Raw genomic sequence first — 16777 nt, 5'->3', positions numbered from 1 at the left:
AGTCGTGCGCCCAGGTACGCGAGTCGACCCTCCAGTCACGCGAGTCGACCCTCCAGACACGCGAGCCGACCCTCCAGACACGCGAGCCGACCCTCCAGGCACGCGAGCCGACCCTCCAGGCACGCGAGCCGACCGCCCAGGCACACGAGTCGACCGTCCAATCACGCGTGATGCCCGCCGGTGCTCAGGCCGCCCGGTCCGCCACCCGGTCCCCGGCCTGCAGCCGGTGGACGATCCCGTCGTATCCGAGCCCGGCCCAGCCCAGCCGGTCCAGGGTCCGGCCGGTCCGGCGGAAGTCCTCGCCGCCGAGCACGGACATGATCGTGATGGCGGCGTCGACCATCGGCGTGGCGACGCCCGCGCACCGCGCGAGTGCCTGCAGCGGCACGAGCGTGGAGCGGATGTCCTCGGTCAGGATGCGGTGGTCGAGGCTGGTCGGCGCCGCGATCGTCCGGTACGGCTTCACGGTCCGCAGCGCGTCCAGCAGCGTTGTGGCCGGGCAGCCGTAGTAGCGGTCGAGGAGTTCGGTCATGGGCAGCAGCCGAGCACCGTAGGCCCTGGCCACGGCGGCGAACTCGGCTTCGGTGCGCTCCAGCAGGGCGATCGTGCGCGGGGAAACGCCTTCGACGTAGAAGAGCAGCTCCTCCGCCCGATCGATGGGGCCGAGGTTGGCGAGCGCGATCGGCACGTGGGCGACCGCGCCGAAGTCGTGCAGCCCGCGCTCCACCGGGTTGCGGGCGATCTCCAGCATCGGGAACCACTCGCGCAGGAGCCCGGCGCGGCGGCCGACGGCGGCCGACGTGCTGCCGGAGACCAGGTTCCAGCCCTTGACGCCCAGCACGTTCACCCCGCCGGTCCCGGACGGCCGGGCGGCGAACAGCGCGTCGGTCTCCACGACGTCGACCTCGGGCGCTCCGGCGGCGGCGAGCGCGTGGGCGAACTCGACGCTCCCGCAGAGCTTGCTCGAGAACAGCACCACGACCTGCCCGGCGGTCAGGTGCGGCGCAAGCCGGGCGGCGACCTCCGGATAGGCGGTGGTCACGGTGGCGACCAGCACGACGGCGCGGCCCGCCAGCCCGGCCGGGTCCGCGGTCACCTCCCGCAGCGGGAAGCGCCCGTCGAGCACCCCGTGGGCGGCGATCTCCCGGTGGCGCACGATGTCCGCGACGGCTCGCAGGTCGCGCGTGTAGAGGTGCACGGGCAGCTCCCGCGCGGCGAGGTAGGCGGCCACGGCCCGTCCCTCGCCGCCCGCCCCGACGACCCCGATCCCGTCCAGCACGCTCATTCCCACTCCCGTCAGTCCGTCCGCAGTGGACAGGTCGGCACCGGGCGGCGGAAAGTTCCCGGGCGGGCCCGGGTCAGCCCTGGACGAGCGCCAGCGGAACGAGCTGCTCGGCGGTGGTGAGCGAGCCGTGCTGGCCGATCAGCGACGTCTCGACGGCCTCCGCGAGCCCGCGCACCATCCCGAACCGGCCGCGGGCCGCGGCGACGACGTCACCGATGCGCGGCAGCACCCGGTCGCTCACGGTGTGCCCGAACCAGCCCTCCGCGACGGCTTCCTCCCGGGACCGCACCCACGCGCGCTCACCCAGCACCGACCGCCAGGCCGCGAGGACATCCGCGGCCGCGCCCGGCTCGGTGTAGACGTGCCGGGCCCGGACTTCGCCCCCGAACGTCCGGACGCCCTCCAGCAGCTCCGGCGCGTCTTCGAGGTCGAGCTTGTCGTCGACGGTCACCATCCCGTGGTCGGCCACCACGGCGAGCAGCGCACCGGGTGGCAGACCGTCCACAAGGGACTCGACGAGCCGGTCGACCTGCCGCAGCTGCAGGCGCCAGGCGGTCGATCCAGGACCGTAGACGTGCCCGACGAGGTCGAGTTCGCTGTGGTAGGCGTAGCAGAACGCCTTCCCTTCGAGCACGGACAACGTCCGCGCGGCGAGGTCGCCCAGCGCGTGCACGCCGGCGTAGCGCGCTCCGCTCTGGGTAGCCCGGGTCAGTGCCGTGTCGGCGAACTTGGCGGCCGACACGACCGCGGCGTCGATCCCCGCCGCGGCGGCCCGCTCGAACGTCGTCGGCAGCGGCTGCACCTCGCGGGGCGGCAGGGCGCCGCGGAGATCGCCGCCGTCGTCATGGCTGCACCACCGAAGCGCGTTGAGCACGCCCGTGCCCGGCATCTCGAAGGTGTAGCCGACCATCCCGTGCTCCCCCGAGGCAAGCCCGGTCCCGATCGCGGCCACCCCGGCGGCGGTCGTCGACGGGAACCCGACCCGCAGGGGTTCCCGGACGAGCGCGGTCAGCACCGGGGCATCCGCGGCGTGCTCGGTGAGCAGTTCCCAGCCGAGCCCGTCGACAAGCAGCACGCCGGCACTGCGTGCCTCGGGCAGTGACAGCGAGTTGACGCAGCCGGGCACCCCGAGCACGGCGAGCAGGGACGGGACGACCTGGCCGAGGTGCGAGACATCGGCAAGCAAAGGCGGCTGCACGCGCCCAGCTTCCCACTGGGGCAGCGGCGGTACGGACAAGGCCGGGACTGGCACGGCAGCGGCACGGGCTGCCACAGCAGCGGCACGGGCAAGCCCGGGGCTGGCGTGGCGGCCGGATCCGGCGATAATCACCGCATGCCGACCTACGCCTACCGTTGCCGCGAGTGCACCGAGACCTTCGAGCTCCTGCGCCCGATGAGCGAATCGAGTGCGCCGGCTTCCTGCCCGGAGGGGCACACCGACACCGTCAAGCTGCTCACCACCGTTGCCCTCACCGGGGCCGCGGGTGGTCCCGCGGCCCCGGCCGGCGGTGGGGGCGGCTGCTGCGGTGGCGGCTGCTGCGGCTGATTCAGCTCGCCTTCAGCGCCTGCTCCAGGTCGGCCCACAGGTCCTCGACGTCTTCGAGGCCGACCGACATGCGGATCAGCTGGTCTGAGACGCCGGCGTCGTGGCGGTCGCCCTCGTCGACGATGCGGTGGCTGATCGAACCCGGGTGCTGGATCAGCGTGTCGACGCTGCCCAGGCTGACCGCCGGCGTGATCAGGCGGACCGCGCCGATGAGGGCGTGCGGGTCGCCGTCGATCTCGAACGCCACCAGCGGCCCGCCCAGCTTGGGGTAGTGGACGGCCGTCACCGCCGGGTGGTCCGCCAGGCGGGCGGCCAGGACCGACGCCGTCGCGGACGCCGCGTTGACGCGCAACGGCAGCGTGGACAGCCCGCGCAGCAACAGGTATCCGGCGAGCGGGTGGAGGACGCCGCCGGTGGCGAAGCGGATCTGGCGCAGACGGGCGGCTTCCTCCGCGTCACACGCGACGATCCCTCCCATCACGTCGCCGTGGCCGCCGAGGAACTTCGTTGCGCTGTGCAGGACCATCCGGGCGCCGTGGCGGCCGGGGCGCTGCAGCACCGGTGTGGCGAACGTGTTGTCCACGGCCAGCGGCACGTCCCCGCACGCGGCGGCCAGCTCGGCGATGTCCACCTCGGCGAGCGTCGGGTTGGCCGGCGTCTCCACGAACACCAGCCCGGTGTCCGGGCGCAGGGCGGCGGCGACGGCGTCCGGCGCGGCCCAGGTGACCTCCGTGCCCAGCAGGCCGGACTCGAGCAGGTGGTCGCTGCAGCCGTAGAGCGGGCGGACCGCGACCACGTGCCGTTTCCCTTGCGCCACCGCGGAAAGCAGGCAGGCCGAGACGGCGGCCATGCCACTGGCGAACGCGACGCCGTGGTCGAAACCCTCCAGCTCGGCGAGTGCGCGCTCGAACCGCTCCACAGTCGGGTTGCTCACCCGGCCGTAGATCGGCGGGCCGTCGAGCTCGGCGCCCGCCGCGAAGTCGTCGATCCGGGCGGCTTCGGCGGCGCTGTCACGGGACGGGTAGGTCGTGGACAGGTCGAGCGGAGCGGCGTGCACGCCCAGGTCCGTGAGGTCGTCACGGCCGGCGTGGACGGCTCGGGTGCGCAGCGAGGAAGTCATGCCAGCATGGTCGACGTTTCCCCGGATCGGGGGCAACAGGCTCGGATATCATTCGGCGATGTCCGCTTCCGTCGAACTGAGTCCGGTCGATCTGCAGATTCTGCGGCTCCTCCAGAACGATGCCCGGATCACGAACAAGGACCTGGCGGCGGCCGTCGGCCTCGCGCCGTCGACGTGTCTCGACCGCGTGGCACGGCTGCGGGAGACCGGGGTCATCACCGGGCAGCACGCGTCGGTCGACGCGGCCAAGCTGGGACGGCCGCTGGAGGCGTTCCTGTTCGTCCAGGTCCGCCCGCACCGGCGGCCGCTGGTGGACGCGTTCGTCGAGCACCTGCTGTCCCTGCCGGAGGTCCGGGCGGTCTACCACCTGACCGGCCCGGACGACTTCCTCGCCCACGTGGCGACCAGCTCCGCCGGCGAGCTGCAGCGCCTGGTCCTCGACGAGCTGACCGCGCGCGACGAAGTCGCCCGCGTCCACACGAACCTCGTGTTCCAGCACTGGAGCGGCGGCCCGCTGCTGCCGCCCGGCGCCTGACGTCACAACGTGGCGAGCCAGCGGCGGGTCTCGCGCGGGGACGTCAGCCGGACGACCGCCGGGCCGGGCGGCTCCGCGGCCCACGCCCGGATGCGGGCCCGCTTGGCCGCGAACGACGTGAAGTGCCAGCGGATGATCGAGTCGGCGGAGAACATCTGGCGGAACGACTCGACGTTGCCGTTGCAGATGCGCTCGCGGGTCACCACGCGGACCAGCGTCCGGCGCACCAGGCGGCTCAGCGAAAGCCAGCGTGGGTAGTCCAGGCCCACGACCAGCTGCGTGCGGGGCAGCACGATGTCCTGCCACTTGCTGTAGACGGCGTCGAGGACCCAGCGCTCCTGCGCGCACACCTCGGCGACCAGGCGGCGCTGCTCGTCGTCGGGGGTGCCGACCCAGCCCGGCTGCCAGCCGATGTCGTCGGCGGAGTGAAACGGCAGGCCGGTCCGGGCGGCGATGGCCCTGGCGAGCGTCGACTTGCCCGAGCCGGTCACGCCGACGATCACGATGCGGTCAGGCGCCGAGGTCACGTGCCGGCTCCTGCGGCCCGCGGTAGGGCAGCGTCTGGCTGTACACCAGGTTCGTGGTCGTGCTGCCGAACTGGGCCAGCTCGTCCACCGTCTGCTCCAGGTGGGCCATGGACGCGGCCGCGATCTTGAGCGTGTAGCAGTCGTCGCCGGTGGTGCGCAGGCATTCCAGGATCTCGGTGCGCTCGGCGAGCAGCTTGTGCAACGGCTCGTGGCGGCTGCCCGGGTACTTCAGGCGGACGACGGCGAGCACCGGGTAGCCGGTCTTGCCGAGGTCCACTTCCGCGCGGTAGCCGGTGATCACCCCGGCGGCCTCCAGCCGCCGGAGCCGTTCGGTCGCCGCGGACGCGCTGAGGTTGACCCGGCGGCCCAGCTCGGTGAGCGGCACGCGGGCGTCGTGCTGGAGCTCGCCGAGAATGGCCCAGTCCGTCGGGTCGAGACTCTCGGTCATCTGCCGAAGATACCGTGGAATCCACGGCGGAAGCGGCCGAACGCCGTGATCGTTCCCTTCCGATCAAAGCCGCGGCGTCGATAGCCTTTCCGGGTGAAGATCGGCGTGAACGTCCCCAACTTCGGCCCCGGCACGGACCCCGGTGTGCTGCGCGCCTGGGCGCAGACGGTGGAAGGTCTCGGCTTCGACCTGCTGATGGTGTCCGACCACGTCGCGATCACCCCGGACGTCGCCGGCCAGTACCCGGCACCGTTCTACGAGCCGTTCACGACGCTGTCGTGGCTCGCGGGCGTCACCCACCGGGTGCGGCTGGGCACCACCGTGCTGGTGGTGCCGTACCGGCATCCGCTGCTGGTCGCGCGGATGGCGGCGAACCTCGACGCGCTCAGCGGCGGACGGCTGGTGCTCGGCGGGGGCGTCGGCTGGGCGAAACAGGAATTCGACGCGCTCGGCGTGCCCTTCGCGCAGCGCGGGAAGCTCACCACCGAATACCTGCGGGCGATCCGCGCGGCCTGGGCCGACCGCGGCGACTACCGCGCGGGGCCGATCCCGCTCTGGCTCGGCGGGCACAGCGAGGCCGGGCTGCGGCGGGCCGTCGAGCTGGGCGACGCGTGGCACCCGCTGCGGCTGACGCTCGCCGGGTTCCGGGAAGGGCTGGCCCGGCTGGAAAAGCTGGCAGGCGACCGGCCGGTGCCCGCTTTCGCGCCGCGGATCCTGCTGCGGGTCACCGAAACGCCGGTGACCGGCCCGGAGCGGCTGGCCGGCGAAGGCACCCTCGGCCAGGTCCTCGACGATCTGGCTCAGCTGCGGGATCTGGGCGCGGACACCGTCGTGCTCGACCCGTTCGACTCGGACCCGGCCGAAACCCTCCACCCGGAGGCGGCGTGGCGGGACCTCGCGGCCGTTGCCGCTTCCTGGAAGGAGAACCGGTGAACGACACCGAAGAAACCCTGCTGCGCCGGGCGATCGAGCTGGCCCGTGAGGCGCGCGAGGAGTACGGCAACCCACCGTTCGGCTCACTGCTGGCCGACGCCGACGGCAACATCCTCGCCGAGGACCGCAACACCTCGCTCACGGACAACGACATCACCGCGCACCCGGAGCTGAAGCTCGCCCGCTGGGCGGCGCAGAACCTGGACTCCGAAACCGCGGCGGCGACGACGATGTTCACCAGCACGCAGCCGTGCGGGATGTGCACCGGCGCGATCGAGCGGTCCGGGCTGGGGCGGGTGGTGTACGCGCTGTCGACCGAGCAGTTCCTCACGCTGCGCCCGCCGATCACCTGGGGCGGCTACAAGCTGGACGGCCCGGCGCTGTTCGACGAGGCACGCGTGCCGGTGGAGGGGTACTACACGTGACCGGCTACACCGTGCACCCGGTGGCGCGGGTGGAATCGCCGCTGACGGACCGGAAAGCGGCCCCGAAGCAGGGCGACGAAGGCGCGCCGCCGGCCCGCGTGGTGTTCGCCCCCGAGTTCCACGCCGCGGCGGCCGACCTCCGCCCCGGCGACCGGCTGGTGCTGCTGACCTGGCTGCACGCGGCCGACCGCGACGTCCAGTCGGTCCACCCGCGCGGCGACCGGAACCGGCCCAGCACGGGCGTGTTCTCGACGCGCTCCCCCGACCGCCCGAACCCGATCGGCCTCCACACGGTCACGGTGACGGCGGCCGGGCCCGGCACGATCACGGTGACCGGCCTGGAGGCGATCGACGGTACCCCGGTCCTCGACGTGAAACCGGTACTGGGCGCGGTGTCCGGGCGCTGACCGGGGCGGGTCAGTAGTCCTTGAAGCCCTTGCCGGTCTTGCGGCCGAGGCGTCCGGCCGTCACGAGGTGCTCCAGCAGGGGCGCCGGGGCGAAGCCCTCTTCGCGGAACTCGTTGTACAGCGTTCGCTGGATGGCCAGGGACACGTCCAGGCCCACCACGTCCAGCAGCTCGAACGGGCCCATCGGGAGGCCGCAGCCCACCTTCATCGCCGTGTCGATGTCGTCGGCTCCCGCGTAGTGGCCCTCCAGCATCTTCACCGCGTCGTTGAGGTATGGGAACAGCAGCGCATTGACGATGAAGCCCGCCCGGTCTCCACAGTGGACCGCGTGCTTGCCCACCGCCGCGCAGACCGCGCTCGCCGTCGCCACCACGTCCGGGGCCGTCGCGATCGTCGACACCACCTCGACCAGCTTCATCACCGGGGCCGGGTTGAAGAAGTGGAGACCGATCACCTCCGACGGCCGGGACGTCGCGGCCGCGCATTCGATCACCGGCAGGGACGACGTCGTCGTCGCCAGGACCGCGCCCGGGCGGACCACCTCGTCCAGTGCCGCGAACACCGCCTGCTTCACCGGCAGCTCCTCGGCCACCGCCTCGACCACGAGGTCGACGTCGGCCAGTGCCTCGAAATCCGTGACCGGGGTGATCCGGGACAGCGCGGCCGAAGCGTCCTTTTCGGACAGCTTGCCCTTGACCACGGCCTTGTCGAGCGACTTCTGGACGCGAGCCACCGAGGCCTGCGCCTTTTCCAGGCTCCGGGCGCGCAGCACGACGTCGAGACCGCGCTTGGCGAAGACCTCCGCGATGCCGGTCGCCATCGTGCCGGTACCGACCACGCCGACCCGCGACACCGGCCGCGGCGGCGCGCTGTCCACAGTGGACGACGAGACGCCGTCCGCGACCACGGTCGGCGAATCCGGCGCGTCGTAGGTGTAGAAACCGCGGCCGGTCTTGCGGCCGAGCAGGCCCGCCGTGATCATCTGCTTGAGCAGCGGTGCCGGTGCGTGGAGGCGGTTGCGGGACTGGTGGTACATCGTGTCGAGGATTTCGTACGCGGTGTCGAGCCCGATCAGGTCGAGCAGGGCCAGCGGACCCATCGGGTAGCCACAGCCGTAGCGCATGGCCGCGTCGAGGTCCTCGCGGGTGGCGTAGCGCTGCTCGTACATCCGCACCGCGTGGTTCAGGTAGCCGAACAGCAGCGCGTTCGCGATGAACCCGGCCCGGTCGCCGATCACCACCGGCACCTTGCCGAGCCGCTCGGCGAACGCCACGACCTCGGTGACCACCTCCGGCTCGGTCACCACCGTCTTGACGATCTCGACGAGCTTCAGCACCGGCGCCGGGTTGAAGAAGTGCATGCCGACGACCTTGCCGGGACGCGTGGTGTGCACGCCGATCTCGGTGATCGACAGCGACGACGTGTTGGACGCGAACACGACCTCCGGCCGGGTGATCTTGTCCAGCTCGGCGAAGACGTCGGCCTTCAGCTCCAGGCTTTCCGGGATCGCCTCGATCACGAGGTCCACTTCGGACAGATCCGACAGTGAGGTGCCGTACCGGATCCGGCCCAGCAGCGCGGCGCGCCCGGCGGCGTCGAGCTTGCCGCCGGCGAGCGCCCGCTCGGTGGAGTGCTCGAGGTGCCCGCGGCCGCGGGCGACTCCGGCCTCGTCGAGCTCGACCGTGACGACGTCGAGCCCGCTGCGCGCGAGCACTTCGGCGATCCCGGCCCCCATGGTGCCCAGGCCGATCACACCGACCGTCGAGATGTCCCGCGCCATCGAGGCCTCCAGAGATGTTACTCGCTGGTAATTGCCCCGATACTGCCACGCGGGTCCGCCGGAAGCCCAGACGGAATCGAGTCAGTACCGCCGAAGTCACCCGGACGGAAACAGCGGCTTCACTCGCCGAAATTGCCGTCGACCAGCTCTTTCGCCTTCTCCAGCGCCGCGGCCGCCTGCGGGCCGCCGGCCCGGACGCGGATGCGGTCGCCCTGCCGGGCGCCGAGGGACATCAGTGCCAGCACGCTGTGGCCGTCGGCCTCCTGCTCGCCCAGCCGGACCGAGACCTCGGCGTCGAACTCGCTGAGCGCGCGCACCAGCAGCGCCGCCGGCCGCGCGTGCAGCCCGACGTCGTTGCGCAGCTCCAGCTCGATTTCGTCGCCGCCGTCCGCGGGCTCGCCGAGGGAGAGGTCGTCGGGCACGCCCGCCGCCGCGGCGGCCTCCGCCACCGCCTTGCGGTCCTTGCCCGCCTGCGCCGCGACCGCCGCCGCGATCGCGCCCTCGACCAGCGGGCCGTCGGCGACGACCGCGGCCGACGGGTCGGCCAGCGACTCGACCGCGAGCTCGGCGGTCATCTGCGCGCTGCCGAGGTCGTAGAGCAGCACGACGCCGTCGCCGGAGTCGGCGCGCTGGGTGGCGGCGACGACCTCGTCGTAGTCCGTGCCGATCGAGCCGTCTTCGAGGCCGCCCGCGGGCACGATCCGGACGTCCGGCGCCATCTGGGCGGCCAGCTCGGCCAGCCCCTCCGCCAGCTTGGCGCTGTGCGACACGAGCACGATTCCCACGCTCACCGGGCGGCCTCCGCGAACGCGCGCAGCAGCAGCGCCGACGACCGCGCACCGGGGTCCAGATGGCCCACCGCGCGCTCGCCGAGGTAGGACGCGCGGCCCTTGCGCGGTACGAGGTCCACTGTGGACTCCGCGCCGCGGTCGGCGGCGTCGGCGGCCGCGGTCAGCACCGCGGCGATGTCCCCGCCGTCCCCGGCCGCCTTCTCCGCGGCCGAAACCGCCGGGATCAGGGCGTCGACCATGGTCGCGTCGCCGCCGACGGCCTTCCCGCGCGCCTGGACGCCTTCGAGCGCGGCGCGCAGCGCCTCCAGCAACGCGGGAACGTCGAGGTCCGACGCGGCACCGAGCTTGGCCGACGCGCGCAGGAAAGCCGTGCCGTACAACGGACCCGCGGCGCCGCCGACCTTCGAGATCAACGTCGTCGCGACGAGCTTCAGCACCCCGCCGGGAGTGTCCGGGACAGCGGAATCGAGTGCCGCGACGACGGCGGTGAACCCGCGGTTCATGTTCTCGCCGTGGTCACCGTCGCCGATCGCGCGGTCGAGGTCGACCAGTTCCGCGCGGTGCTCGGCGATCACCGCCGCGGCCGCGCGCACGGCCGCGGCCACCCCTTCGGCCTTGCAGGTCATCACATCCCCCAGCGCAGGGCCGCGGTGTTGACCGGGGCGTCCCAGAGCTCGGTCAGCTCGTCGTCCAGTTTGAGCAAGGTCAGGCTCATCCCCTGCATCTCGAGGCTGGTGATGTACGGGCCGACCAGCCGGCGTTCGACCACGATCCCCCGCTCGGCCAGCAGCCGCTCGGCGATGCCGTGTGCCAGGTACAGCTCGACGAGCGGGGTGCCGCCCATCGAGTTGGTGAACAGCAGCACGCGGTCGCCGGAAGTGAACGGCAGGTCCGTCACGATCGCGTCGACCATCCGCGCCACCAGCGCGTCGGCGGGCTCGGCCGGGATCCGCTCGCGGCCGGGCTCGCCGTGGATGCCGATGCCGAACTCGACCTCGCCGTCGCCGAGGTCGAAGCTCGGGGTGCCGGCGTGCGGCACGGTCGGCGCGGTGAGCGCGACGCCGATCGACCGCACCTGGCCGATCACCTTCTGCGCCAGCGCGGTCACCGCGTCGAGCGAGTCACCACGCTCGGCGGCCGCGCCGGTGATCTTCTCCAGCAGCACCGTGCCGCCGACCCCGCGGCGGCCCGCGGTGTAGGTCGAGTCCTTGACGGCGACGTCGTCGTCGATCACGACGCTGCGGACCTCGAGGCCCTCGGCGGCGGCCAGCTCGGCCGCGGTCTCGAAGTTCAGCACGTCACCGGTGTAGTTCTTAACGATGAGCAGCGCGCCCGCGTCGCCGGTGGTGGCGGTGACCGCGGCCTGCACGGCGTCCGGCGTCGGCGAGGTGAACACCGCGCCCGGCACGGCGGCGGCGAGCATGCCGTGGCCGACGAAGCCGCCGTGCAGCGGCTCGTGCCCGGAACCGCCGCCGGAGATGACGGCGACCTTGCCCGCGACCGGCGCGCCGGCCCGGACGACGACGTCCGGGTCGTACTGGACGCGGAGGATGTCGGCGTGGGCCGCGGCGAGCCCCCGCAACGACTCCGCGACCACGTCCGCGGGATCGTTGATGATCTTCTTCACGGCAGCCTCCGGCACATCGGCGGGTGGGGTGTCCCCTTCCTACCGTCCCGCGCGGCCCGCCGCCAGATCAGGCCTTCGGGAGCTTGCCGGCGACGTTCTTCGCGACGGTGACCGCCTTGCCGCACGGATCGTCGGTCTCCGGCTTGGCGTCGTAGCTGCTGTAGTCCACGACGGCCAGTTCGACGTCGTCGCCCTGCCACGGCCGGTGCTGCCATTCCACAGTGCACTTCGAGGAGTTCGTGTCCTGCTTGCGGAAGCCGGTGACGCCGTTGCCGAGGTCGGCCTTGGTGTAGCCGTCGCCGGCGATCGGGGGCAGGCCGGGCCGGAACCGGACGGTGATCGTCGGGTCGGTGCCGTTGCTCTTCCAGTCGCAGGAGTGCAGGGCCGAGAGCGCGGACTTCGCCGAGGGCACGACGGTGGCGACCACCGCGGTGTCGGCCATCGCGCACGGGTCGGCGGTCAGCACGGTGCCCGGCGGCGTCGCGTACTTCTCCGGCGCGTTGTGCAGCTTGCCGACCGCGGCCTCCAGCACCGCCTGGCCGGGACGGCACGGGTCGCCGGGGTAGGTGACCGTGACCGTGAGCGCCATGTCCGGGTTGAGCGCCGTCATGGCCGCCACGGTGCAATCGTTGTCGCCGCTCTTGTTGACCCGCAGCGGCAGCCCGCCGACCTGCCCGGTGGTCTTGTCGGCCCGCAGCATCAGCAGCAGGGTGCTGCCGACCTCCACCTGCAGCCGCATCTTCTTGCCGCCGGGGTCCTTCACGTTGTTGCTGCAGCCGTCGAAGGCGATCGACGACGGCGACGGGTCCTCCTCCACCGTGCCGAGGCCGAGTGCCCCGAGGGCGTCCTTGGTCAGGAACTGGCACGGCTTGATCGTCCGCAGCACGTTCGCCGCCACCGCGGCGTCGGTGATGGGCCCGTCGGCGGGCTGGCCGGTGCCGGCCGCCGCGGGCACCGTCGTCCGCGCGAAGTTGGACTTGCCGAGGTCCTGCCCGCACGCGGTCAGCGGCAGCGCGAGGGCGGTGACCAGCAGGAACAGCTTCGGGAGACGGCGGCGCCGAACGTCTGGGAACACGCGAAGCACGGTAGCGGCAACCGCTTGCCGCTGTCCGGACAACCCGGCTATTCGCCCGCGCCGGACGGTGTGCCGTCGGTCTCGGTCTCGACCGGGACGAGCAGCGGCCGCACCTTGGCCCAGATGACGAACAGCGCGGCCACCACCAGCATGCCGATGCCGGCCCACAGGTTGATGTTCGTGCCCGCGGCCTTGGCGATCTCCTCGTCGGAGGTGAAGCCGATGCCCATGACGGTGAGGATGACGCCGTAGACGCCGATCAGCAGGGCGATGATCAGCCGGATGTCGAACGCGCCCGCCTTGTGCGCTCGCGGCTGCGACTCGGTAGCCATTTCCGGCCTCCTAGAAGATGGCGTTGAGGGCGATGGTCAGGATGAGCACGATGCCCGCGAGCAGGCCCGGCTTGCGGTACCAGCCCGCGTTCTCGCCGGTGTTGTCGTGCTGGCGCGTTTCCTTCGGCGTCAGCGAGTAGACCAGGCCGACGAGTTCCTCGTCCGGCTTCGGCTTGGTCGCGAGCGACACGACGACGCTCACCACGATGTCGACGACGAACGCGACCCCGGCGGCGACGAAGCTGGTGCCCTGGCCCTTCAGGCCGAGCACGCCGGTCTGGGAAAGGGCCCAGATGGTGATCGCGGACGCCGTGCCGAGCACCAGGCCGCTCCAGCCCGCGTGCGGGGTCATCCGCTTCCAGAACATGCCGAGGATGAACGTGGCGAACAGCGGCGCGTTGAAGAACGAGAACAGGTCCTGCAGGTAGTTCAGGATGTTGCCGGAGTTCGACGCGATGAACGCGGTGCCGATCGCGGCGACCGTGCCCAGCGACGTCACCACGCGGCCGAGGTTCAGGTAGTAGTGGTCCGGCTTGTCCTTCTTCACGTACGTCTGCCAGATGTCGTACGTGAAGACGGTGTTGAACGAGCTGAGGTTCGCCGCCATGCCCGCCATGAACGAGGCCAGCAGGCCCGCGATGGCGATGCCGAGCATGCCGTTCGGCAGCAGGTCGCGCATCAGCAGCAGGAGCGCGTTGTTGAACGTGACACCGCTGGGCGCCGTGCCGCCCTCCAGCAGGATCTGCTTGTCCTTGACGTACTCGGACACGGTGACCGCGGCGATCATGCCGGGGATGATCACGATGAACGGGACCAGCATCTTCGGGAACGCGCCGATGATCGGCGTGCGCCGCGCCGCCGACATGCTCTTCGACGCCATCGCGCGCTGGACCTCGACGAAGTTCGTCGTCCAGTAGCCGAAGGAGAGCACGAAACCGAGGCCGAAGACGATGCCGAGGACCGACAGCAGGCTGTTGCCGAAGCCGGTCAGGTTGTCCCCTGGCCACGAGTGCAGCTGCGCCGAGCCGCCGGGGCTGTTGGTGACCTTGTCGACCAGTCCCTGCCAGCCGCCGACCTTGACCAGGCCGACGATGGTCAGCGGGACCAGCGCGATGACGATCACGAAGAACTGCAGGACCTCGTTGTAGATCGCCGCGGAGAGGCCGCCGAGCGCGGTGTAGGACAGCACGATCACGGCGGCGACGATGATCGACACCCAGATCGGCCAGCCCAGCAGCAGGTTCACCACGCTGGCCAGCAGGAACAGGTTCGCGCCCGCGATCAGGATCTGGGCGGCGGCGAAGCTCACGCCGTTGACCAGGTGGGCCGGCTTGCCGAAGCGCCGCCGCATGAACTCGGGGACGCTGCGGACCTTCGAGCCGTAGTAGAACGGCATCATCACGATGCCGAGGAACAGCATCGCCGGGATGGCGCCGATCCAGAAGTAGTGCACGGTCGGCAGGCCGTACTGGGCGCCGTTGGCCGACATGCCCATGACCTCGACCGCGCCGAGGTTCGCCGAAATGAACGCCAGACCGGTGACCCAGGCCGGCAGCGAGCGGCCGGACAGGAAGAAGTCGAGACTGCTCGACACCTGCCGTCGCGCCAGATACCCGATGCCGAGCACGAGGGCGAAGTAGAACGCCAGCTCGATGTAGTCGATCACGCTCGCGTCGAGACGCAGGTTCGCATCGGCCAGAACGAGCACCCGACCCACCTCCGGCAGTTCCTCTTGAACAGGACAACAACCGACAGGAATCACCAGCACCCTGTCGGATCCGGACAGTACTGCATGGATTCAGGGTCGGCACGCCGACGGGTCCAAAGTGGCCGGAGGGCGCGTTTCCCCGGCGTTGACCTGGGAAAACGCGCCCTCCGGCAGACGCCGCGGGAACGGCCTTGGCTCAGCGGTCGGTCGGGACCGCGATCTCGCCCTCCTCGTCGATCAGCCGGGCGAGCACTTCGTCGGGCAGGTAGGTCCGGTGCGGGTAGCCCGGGCCCCACGAGTTGAGGATCGGCACGGCACCGAGCTCGTCGGCCCGCGGGTTGGCGAGCACGGAGTGGACGTCGTCGACCGTCTTCGCCCAGCGGAAGGCCTTGATGCCCTGCTTGGCCTCGGGGGTGTACTTCTCGCGGGCCTGCCAGTCGTCGTTCGCGTAGGAGTCGTCCCACAGGACGTGCCCGGTGTCCTTGAGCACCTCGGCCGCGGCACGCACCGACGTGCCGTTGTCGTCACCGGGGTTGGTCTCGGGCCATTCGTCGCGCTTCTTGGCCGCGTCCCACAGCCAGCGGGCCGTGTACTCGCTGCCGTTGAAGATCGACATGCAGCGCGACCAGCCGAAGCCGACGCAGGCACCTTCGCGGCCCTGGTCGTAGAAGGCGTACCAGGCGTCGGTGTCCGGGGTGCCGCCCGGTTCGAGGCACACGCAGTGCCCGCCGCGGATCCGCCCGAGCTTCTTGACGCCGTCCTTGGCAATGAAGAACTCACCGGAGGTCCCGTCCTGCTCCGGCTCGTCGAAAGCGGAGTACCAGTTGACCCCGATGACAACCGGCGACCGGCTGGGCCGGTCGTCGTCGGACAGCGCGGACAGCGGGTACCTTTCCACGTGCCGCCAGTCGTCCGGAATGAACCGGCCCAGCCGCGGGTCGGCGGGATCGGAACCGAGTGGGCGATAGCGCATGACATCCTCCTCCGGACAGCCGAAAATCGCGCGCACACCGGCCGGCTGACATGCGCACACCAGGCTCGAAGGCGGACTGAAACGTTGGCACGACAAAGAAAGACGGCCGAGCGCACCACCCTCCGGCCACGCCGGACGCACCGGCGGAACCCCTCGAAATCGAGTGTCCCACGAGAACGGCTCGAAGGATCCGGAACTCACCCGAACAGCGCATAAAGGGGAGAAGCGAAATCACTTCGGGCCGCACTATCGGGTCAAAGATTTCCGGCGGAGTATTCGACAGGCAATCAGATACCGCAATTCGGCATCGATTCGGTATCGGCACTCCGGGCCGCCCCTTCGGGCAGCCGGACGGCCGGTTTTCCACCGTGTGAATTCAGTCCGTCACGCGCCGGAACCGCGGCACGGCACCATCAGGCGTCGAAACGGTCTCGGTGAACATCGCCTTCGGCCGCACCCACAGGCCGCGCTCTCCGTAAAGGGCGCGGTACACCACCAGTTCCTCTTCCGTCTCGCTGTGGCGGGCCACGCCGAGGACTTCGTACTCGCCGCCCTTGTAGTGGACGTACCGGCCCGGCTGCATCTCAGAACAGCCGGAACTCGTCGGACTCGATGCCGCGTAGCTCGTCGTAGTCCAGGGTCAGGCAGCGGATGCCGCGGTCCTCGGCCAGGGTGCGGGCCTGCGGCTTGATGATCTGGGCCGCGAACACTCCCTGGACCGGTGCCAGCAGCGGGTCGCGGTTGAGCAGCTCCAGGTAGCGGGTGAGCTGCTCGACGCCGTCGATTTCGCCGCGGCGCTTGATCTCGACCGCCACCGCGCGGCCCTCCGCGTCGCGGGCCATGATGTCGACCGGGCCGATCGCCGTCGGGAACTCGCGGCGGACCAGCGTGTAGCCCTCGCCGAGGGTCTTGATGTGCTCGGCCAGCAGTTCCTGCAGGTGCGCCTCGACGCCGTCCTTCTGCAGGCCCGGTTCCGCGCCGAGTTCCTGGGCGTGGTCGTGGAAGATCTCGTCGATCGAGATCACCAGTTTCTCGCCCTGCTTGTTCTCGACGATCCAGAGCTTTCCGTCCTCGATCAGCCAGCAGGGCGGGCTCATCCAGTTCAACGGCTTGTACGCACGGTCGTCGGAGTGCACCGACACCGAGCCGTCGGACTTGACGAGCAGCAGGCGGGTGGCCATCGGCAGGTGGGCGGTCAGCCGGCCGGCGTAGTCGACCTGGCACCGCGCGATCACGAGACGCACCCGAGGAGGGTAGGACAGGTC

Annotated in this window: 20 protein-coding genes; 5 read left to right on the top strand and 15 right to left on the bottom strand. The window is 71.2% G+C overall.

Annotated features, from left to right (window positions below; translation table 11 throughout):
* Window positions 1–184: 184 nt before the first annotated feature.
* Window positions 185–1285 carry an NAD/NADP-dependent octopine/nopaline dehydrogenase family protein gene (locus ABJI51_RS22580; RefSeq protein WP_348953257.1) on the bottom strand — a complete coding sequence of 367 codons (1101 nt, stop codon included), beginning with the start codon at window positions 1283–1285 and terminating at the stop codon, window positions 185–187.
* Between the two features lie 73 nt (window positions 1286–1358).
* A complete protein-coding gene (locus ABJI51_RS22575) occupies window positions 1359–2483 on the bottom strand; it encodes an alkaline phosphatase family protein (protein ID WP_348953255.1) in 1125 nt (374 codons plus the stop codon).
* Between the two features lie 135 nt (window positions 2484–2618).
* Here ABJI51_RS22575 and ABJI51_RS22570 point away from each other — a divergent pair, with 135 nt between their 5' ends.
* Window positions 2619–2831: an FmdB family zinc ribbon protein gene (locus ABJI51_RS22570; protein ID WP_348953253.1), complete on the top strand. Its 213-nt coding sequence runs from the start codon at window positions 2619–2621 to the stop codon at window positions 2829–2831.
* A 1-nt stretch (window position 2832) separates the two neighbouring features.
* Here the strand turns inward: ABJI51_RS22570 and ABJI51_RS22565 are convergent, their stop codons facing one another.
* Window positions 2833–3951, bottom strand: coding sequence for a trans-sulfuration enzyme family protein (locus tag ABJI51_RS22565; RefSeq protein ID WP_348953252.1), 1119 nt, complete (start codon window positions 3949–3951; stop codon window positions 2833–2835).
* A 58-nt stretch (window positions 3952–4009) separates the two neighbouring features.
* On the opposite strand from ABJI51_RS22565, the gene ABJI51_RS22560 reads away from it, so the two are divergent.
* On the top strand, window positions 4010–4486 hold the full coding sequence (locus ABJI51_RS22560) for an Lrp/AsnC family transcriptional regulator (protein ID WP_348953251.1): 477 nt from the start codon (window positions 4010–4012) through the stop codon (window positions 4484–4486).
* A gap of 2 nt (window positions 4487–4488) precedes the next feature.
* On the opposite strand, the gene ABJI51_RS22555 is transcribed toward ABJI51_RS22560, so the two are convergent.
* Together ABJI51_RS22555 and ABJI51_RS22550 are read right to left on the bottom strand one after the other, a co-directional pair.
* On the bottom strand, window positions 4489–5013 hold the full coding sequence (locus ABJI51_RS22555) for a P-loop NTPase family protein (RefSeq protein ID WP_348953249.1): 525 nt from the start codon (window positions 5011–5013) through the stop codon (window positions 4489–4491).
* On the bottom strand, window positions 4997–5461 hold the full coding sequence (locus ABJI51_RS22550) for an Lrp/AsnC family transcriptional regulator (protein WP_348953247.1): 465 nt from the start codon (window positions 5459–5461) through the stop codon (window positions 4997–4999). Before ABJI51_RS22550 ends, ABJI51_RS22555 begins: the two co-directional genes overlap by 17 nt.
* Window positions 5462–5554: 93 nt before the next feature.
* Here ABJI51_RS22550 and ABJI51_RS22545 point away from each other — a divergent pair, with 93 nt between their 5' ends.
* Genes ABJI51_RS22545 through tsaA form a run of 3 tightly spaced genes read left to right on the top strand, consistent with a single transcriptional unit; the run spans window position 5555 to window position 7226 of the window.
* Entirely contained in the window at window positions 5555–6394 is an 840-nt protein-coding gene (locus ABJI51_RS22545) for an LLM class flavin-dependent oxidoreductase (RefSeq protein ID WP_348953246.1), read from the top strand.
* Window positions 6391–6819: a nucleoside deaminase gene (locus ABJI51_RS22540; protein ID WP_348953244.1), complete on the top strand. Its 429-nt coding sequence runs from the start codon at window positions 6391–6393 to the stop codon at window positions 6817–6819. The genes ABJI51_RS22545 and ABJI51_RS22540 overlap by 4 nt, the downstream gene beginning before the upstream one ends.
* The gene (gene tsaA, locus ABJI51_RS22535) at window positions 6816–7226 is read left to right on the top strand and encodes a tRNA (N6-threonylcarbamoyladenosine(37)-N6)-methyltransferase TrmO (protein ID WP_348953243.1); all 411 of its coding nucleotides are present in this window, start codon (window positions 6816–6818) and stop codon (window positions 7224–7226) included. The genes ABJI51_RS22540 and tsaA overlap by 4 nt, the downstream gene beginning before the upstream one ends.
* Before the next feature lie 10 nt (window positions 7227–7236).
* On the opposite strand, the gene ABJI51_RS22530 is transcribed toward tsaA, so the two are convergent.
* From ABJI51_RS22530 to nucS, 10 genes are all read right to left on the bottom strand, one after another.
* A complete protein-coding gene (locus tag ABJI51_RS22530) occupies window positions 7237–9006 on the bottom strand; it encodes a 3-hydroxyacyl-CoA dehydrogenase family protein (protein ID WP_348953242.1) in 1770 nt (589 codons plus the stop codon).
* A 119-nt stretch (window positions 9007–9125) separates the two neighbouring features.
* Entirely contained in the window at window positions 9126–9797 is a 672-nt protein-coding gene (gene dhaM, locus ABJI51_RS22525) for a dihydroxyacetone kinase phosphoryl donor subunit DhaM (RefSeq protein WP_348953240.1), read from the bottom strand.
* Entirely contained in the window at window positions 9794–10423 is a 630-nt protein-coding gene (gene dhaL / locus ABJI51_RS22520) for a dihydroxyacetone kinase subunit DhaL (protein ID WP_348953239.1), read from the bottom strand. The genes dhaM and dhaL overlap by 4 nt, the downstream gene beginning before the upstream one ends.
* Window positions 10423–11424 carry a dihydroxyacetone kinase subunit DhaK gene (gene dhaK, locus ABJI51_RS22515; RefSeq protein WP_348953238.1) on the bottom strand — a complete coding sequence of 334 codons (1002 nt, stop codon included), beginning with the start codon at window positions 11422–11424 and terminating at the stop codon, window positions 10423–10425. Before dhaK ends, dhaL begins: the two co-directional genes overlap by 1 nt.
* 67 nt (window positions 11425–11491) lie before the next feature.
* Entirely contained in the window at window positions 11492–12499 is a 1008-nt protein-coding gene (locus ABJI51_RS22510) for a DUF3558 family protein (RefSeq protein WP_348953237.1), read from the bottom strand.
* A gap of 47 nt (window positions 12500–12546) precedes the next feature.
* Window positions 12547–12831 (bottom strand): hypothetical protein, encoded by a 285-nt coding sequence (locus ABJI51_RS22505; protein WP_348953235.1) that lies wholly within the window; start codon window positions 12829–12831, stop codon window positions 12547–12549.
* 10 nt (window positions 12832–12841) lie between these two features.
* Window positions 12842–14539: a sodium:solute symporter family protein gene (locus ABJI51_RS22500; protein ID WP_348953234.1), complete on the bottom strand. Its 1698-nt coding sequence runs from the start codon at window positions 14537–14539 to the stop codon at window positions 12842–12844.
* A gap of 196 nt (window positions 14540–14735) precedes the next feature.
* Window positions 14736–15512 (bottom strand): hypothetical protein, encoded by a 777-nt coding sequence (locus ABJI51_RS22495; protein WP_348953233.1) that lies wholly within the window; start codon window positions 15510–15512, stop codon window positions 14736–14738.
* A gap of 376 nt (window positions 15513–15888) precedes the next feature.
* The gene (locus tag ABJI51_RS22490) at window positions 15889–16095 is read right to left on the bottom strand and encodes a DUF1653 domain-containing protein (protein ID WP_348953231.1); all 207 of its coding nucleotides are present in this window, start codon (window positions 16093–16095) and stop codon (window positions 15889–15891) included.
* 1 nt (window position 16096) lies between these two features.
* Window positions 16097–16756 (bottom strand): endonuclease NucS, encoded by a 660-nt coding sequence (gene nucS / locus ABJI51_RS22485; RefSeq protein WP_348953229.1) that lies wholly within the window; start codon window positions 16754–16756, stop codon window positions 16097–16099.
* Window positions 16757–16777 lie beyond the last annotated feature (21 nt).

It is taken from the genome of Amycolatopsis melonis, from assembly GCF_040064235.1.
GTDB lineage: Bacteria > Actinomycetota > Actinomycetes > Mycobacteriales > Pseudonocardiaceae > Amycolatopsis > Amycolatopsis melonis.
This window is presented reverse-complemented; position numbering and strand designations above follow the sequence as displayed.

Coding starts and splice junctions, on each gene's coding strand:
- ABJI51_RS22580 (WP_348953257.1), bottom strand. CDS start 1,285: ATGAGCGTGCTGGACGGGATCGGGGTCGTCGGGGCGGGCGGCGAGGGA.
- ABJI51_RS22570 (WP_348953253.1), top strand. CDS start 2,619: ATGCCGACCTACGCCTACCGTTGCCGCGAGTGCACCGAGACCTTCGAG.
- ABJI51_RS22565 (WP_348953252.1), bottom strand. CDS start 3,951: ATGACTTCCTCGCTGCGCACCCGAGCCGTCCACGCCGGCCGTGACGAC.
- ABJI51_RS22560 (WP_348953251.1), top strand. CDS start 4,010: ATGTCCGCTTCCGTCGAACTGAGTCCGGTCGATCTGCAGATTCTGCGG.
- ABJI51_RS22550 (WP_348953247.1), bottom strand. CDS start 5,461: ATGACCGAGAGTCTCGACCCGACGGACTGGGCCATTCTCGGCGAGCTC.
- ABJI51_RS22530 (WP_348953242.1), bottom strand. CDS start 9,006: ATGGCGCGGGACATCTCGACGGTCGGTGTGATCGGCCTGGGCACCATG.
- dhaL (WP_348953239.1), bottom strand. CDS start 10,423: ATGACCTGCAAGGCCGAAGGGGTGGCCGCGGCCGTGCGCGCGGCCGCG.
- ABJI51_RS22505 (WP_348953235.1), bottom strand. CDS start 12,831: ATGGCTACCGAGTCGCAGCCGCGAGCGCACAAGGCGGGCGCGTTCGAC.
- ABJI51_RS22495 (WP_348953233.1), bottom strand. CDS start 15,512: ATGCGCTATCGCCCACTCGGTTCCGATCCCGCCGACCCGCGGCTGGGC.
- ABJI51_RS22490 (WP_348953231.1), bottom strand. CDS start 16,095: ATGCAGCCGGGCCGGTACGTCCACTACAAGGGCGGCGAGTACGAAGTC.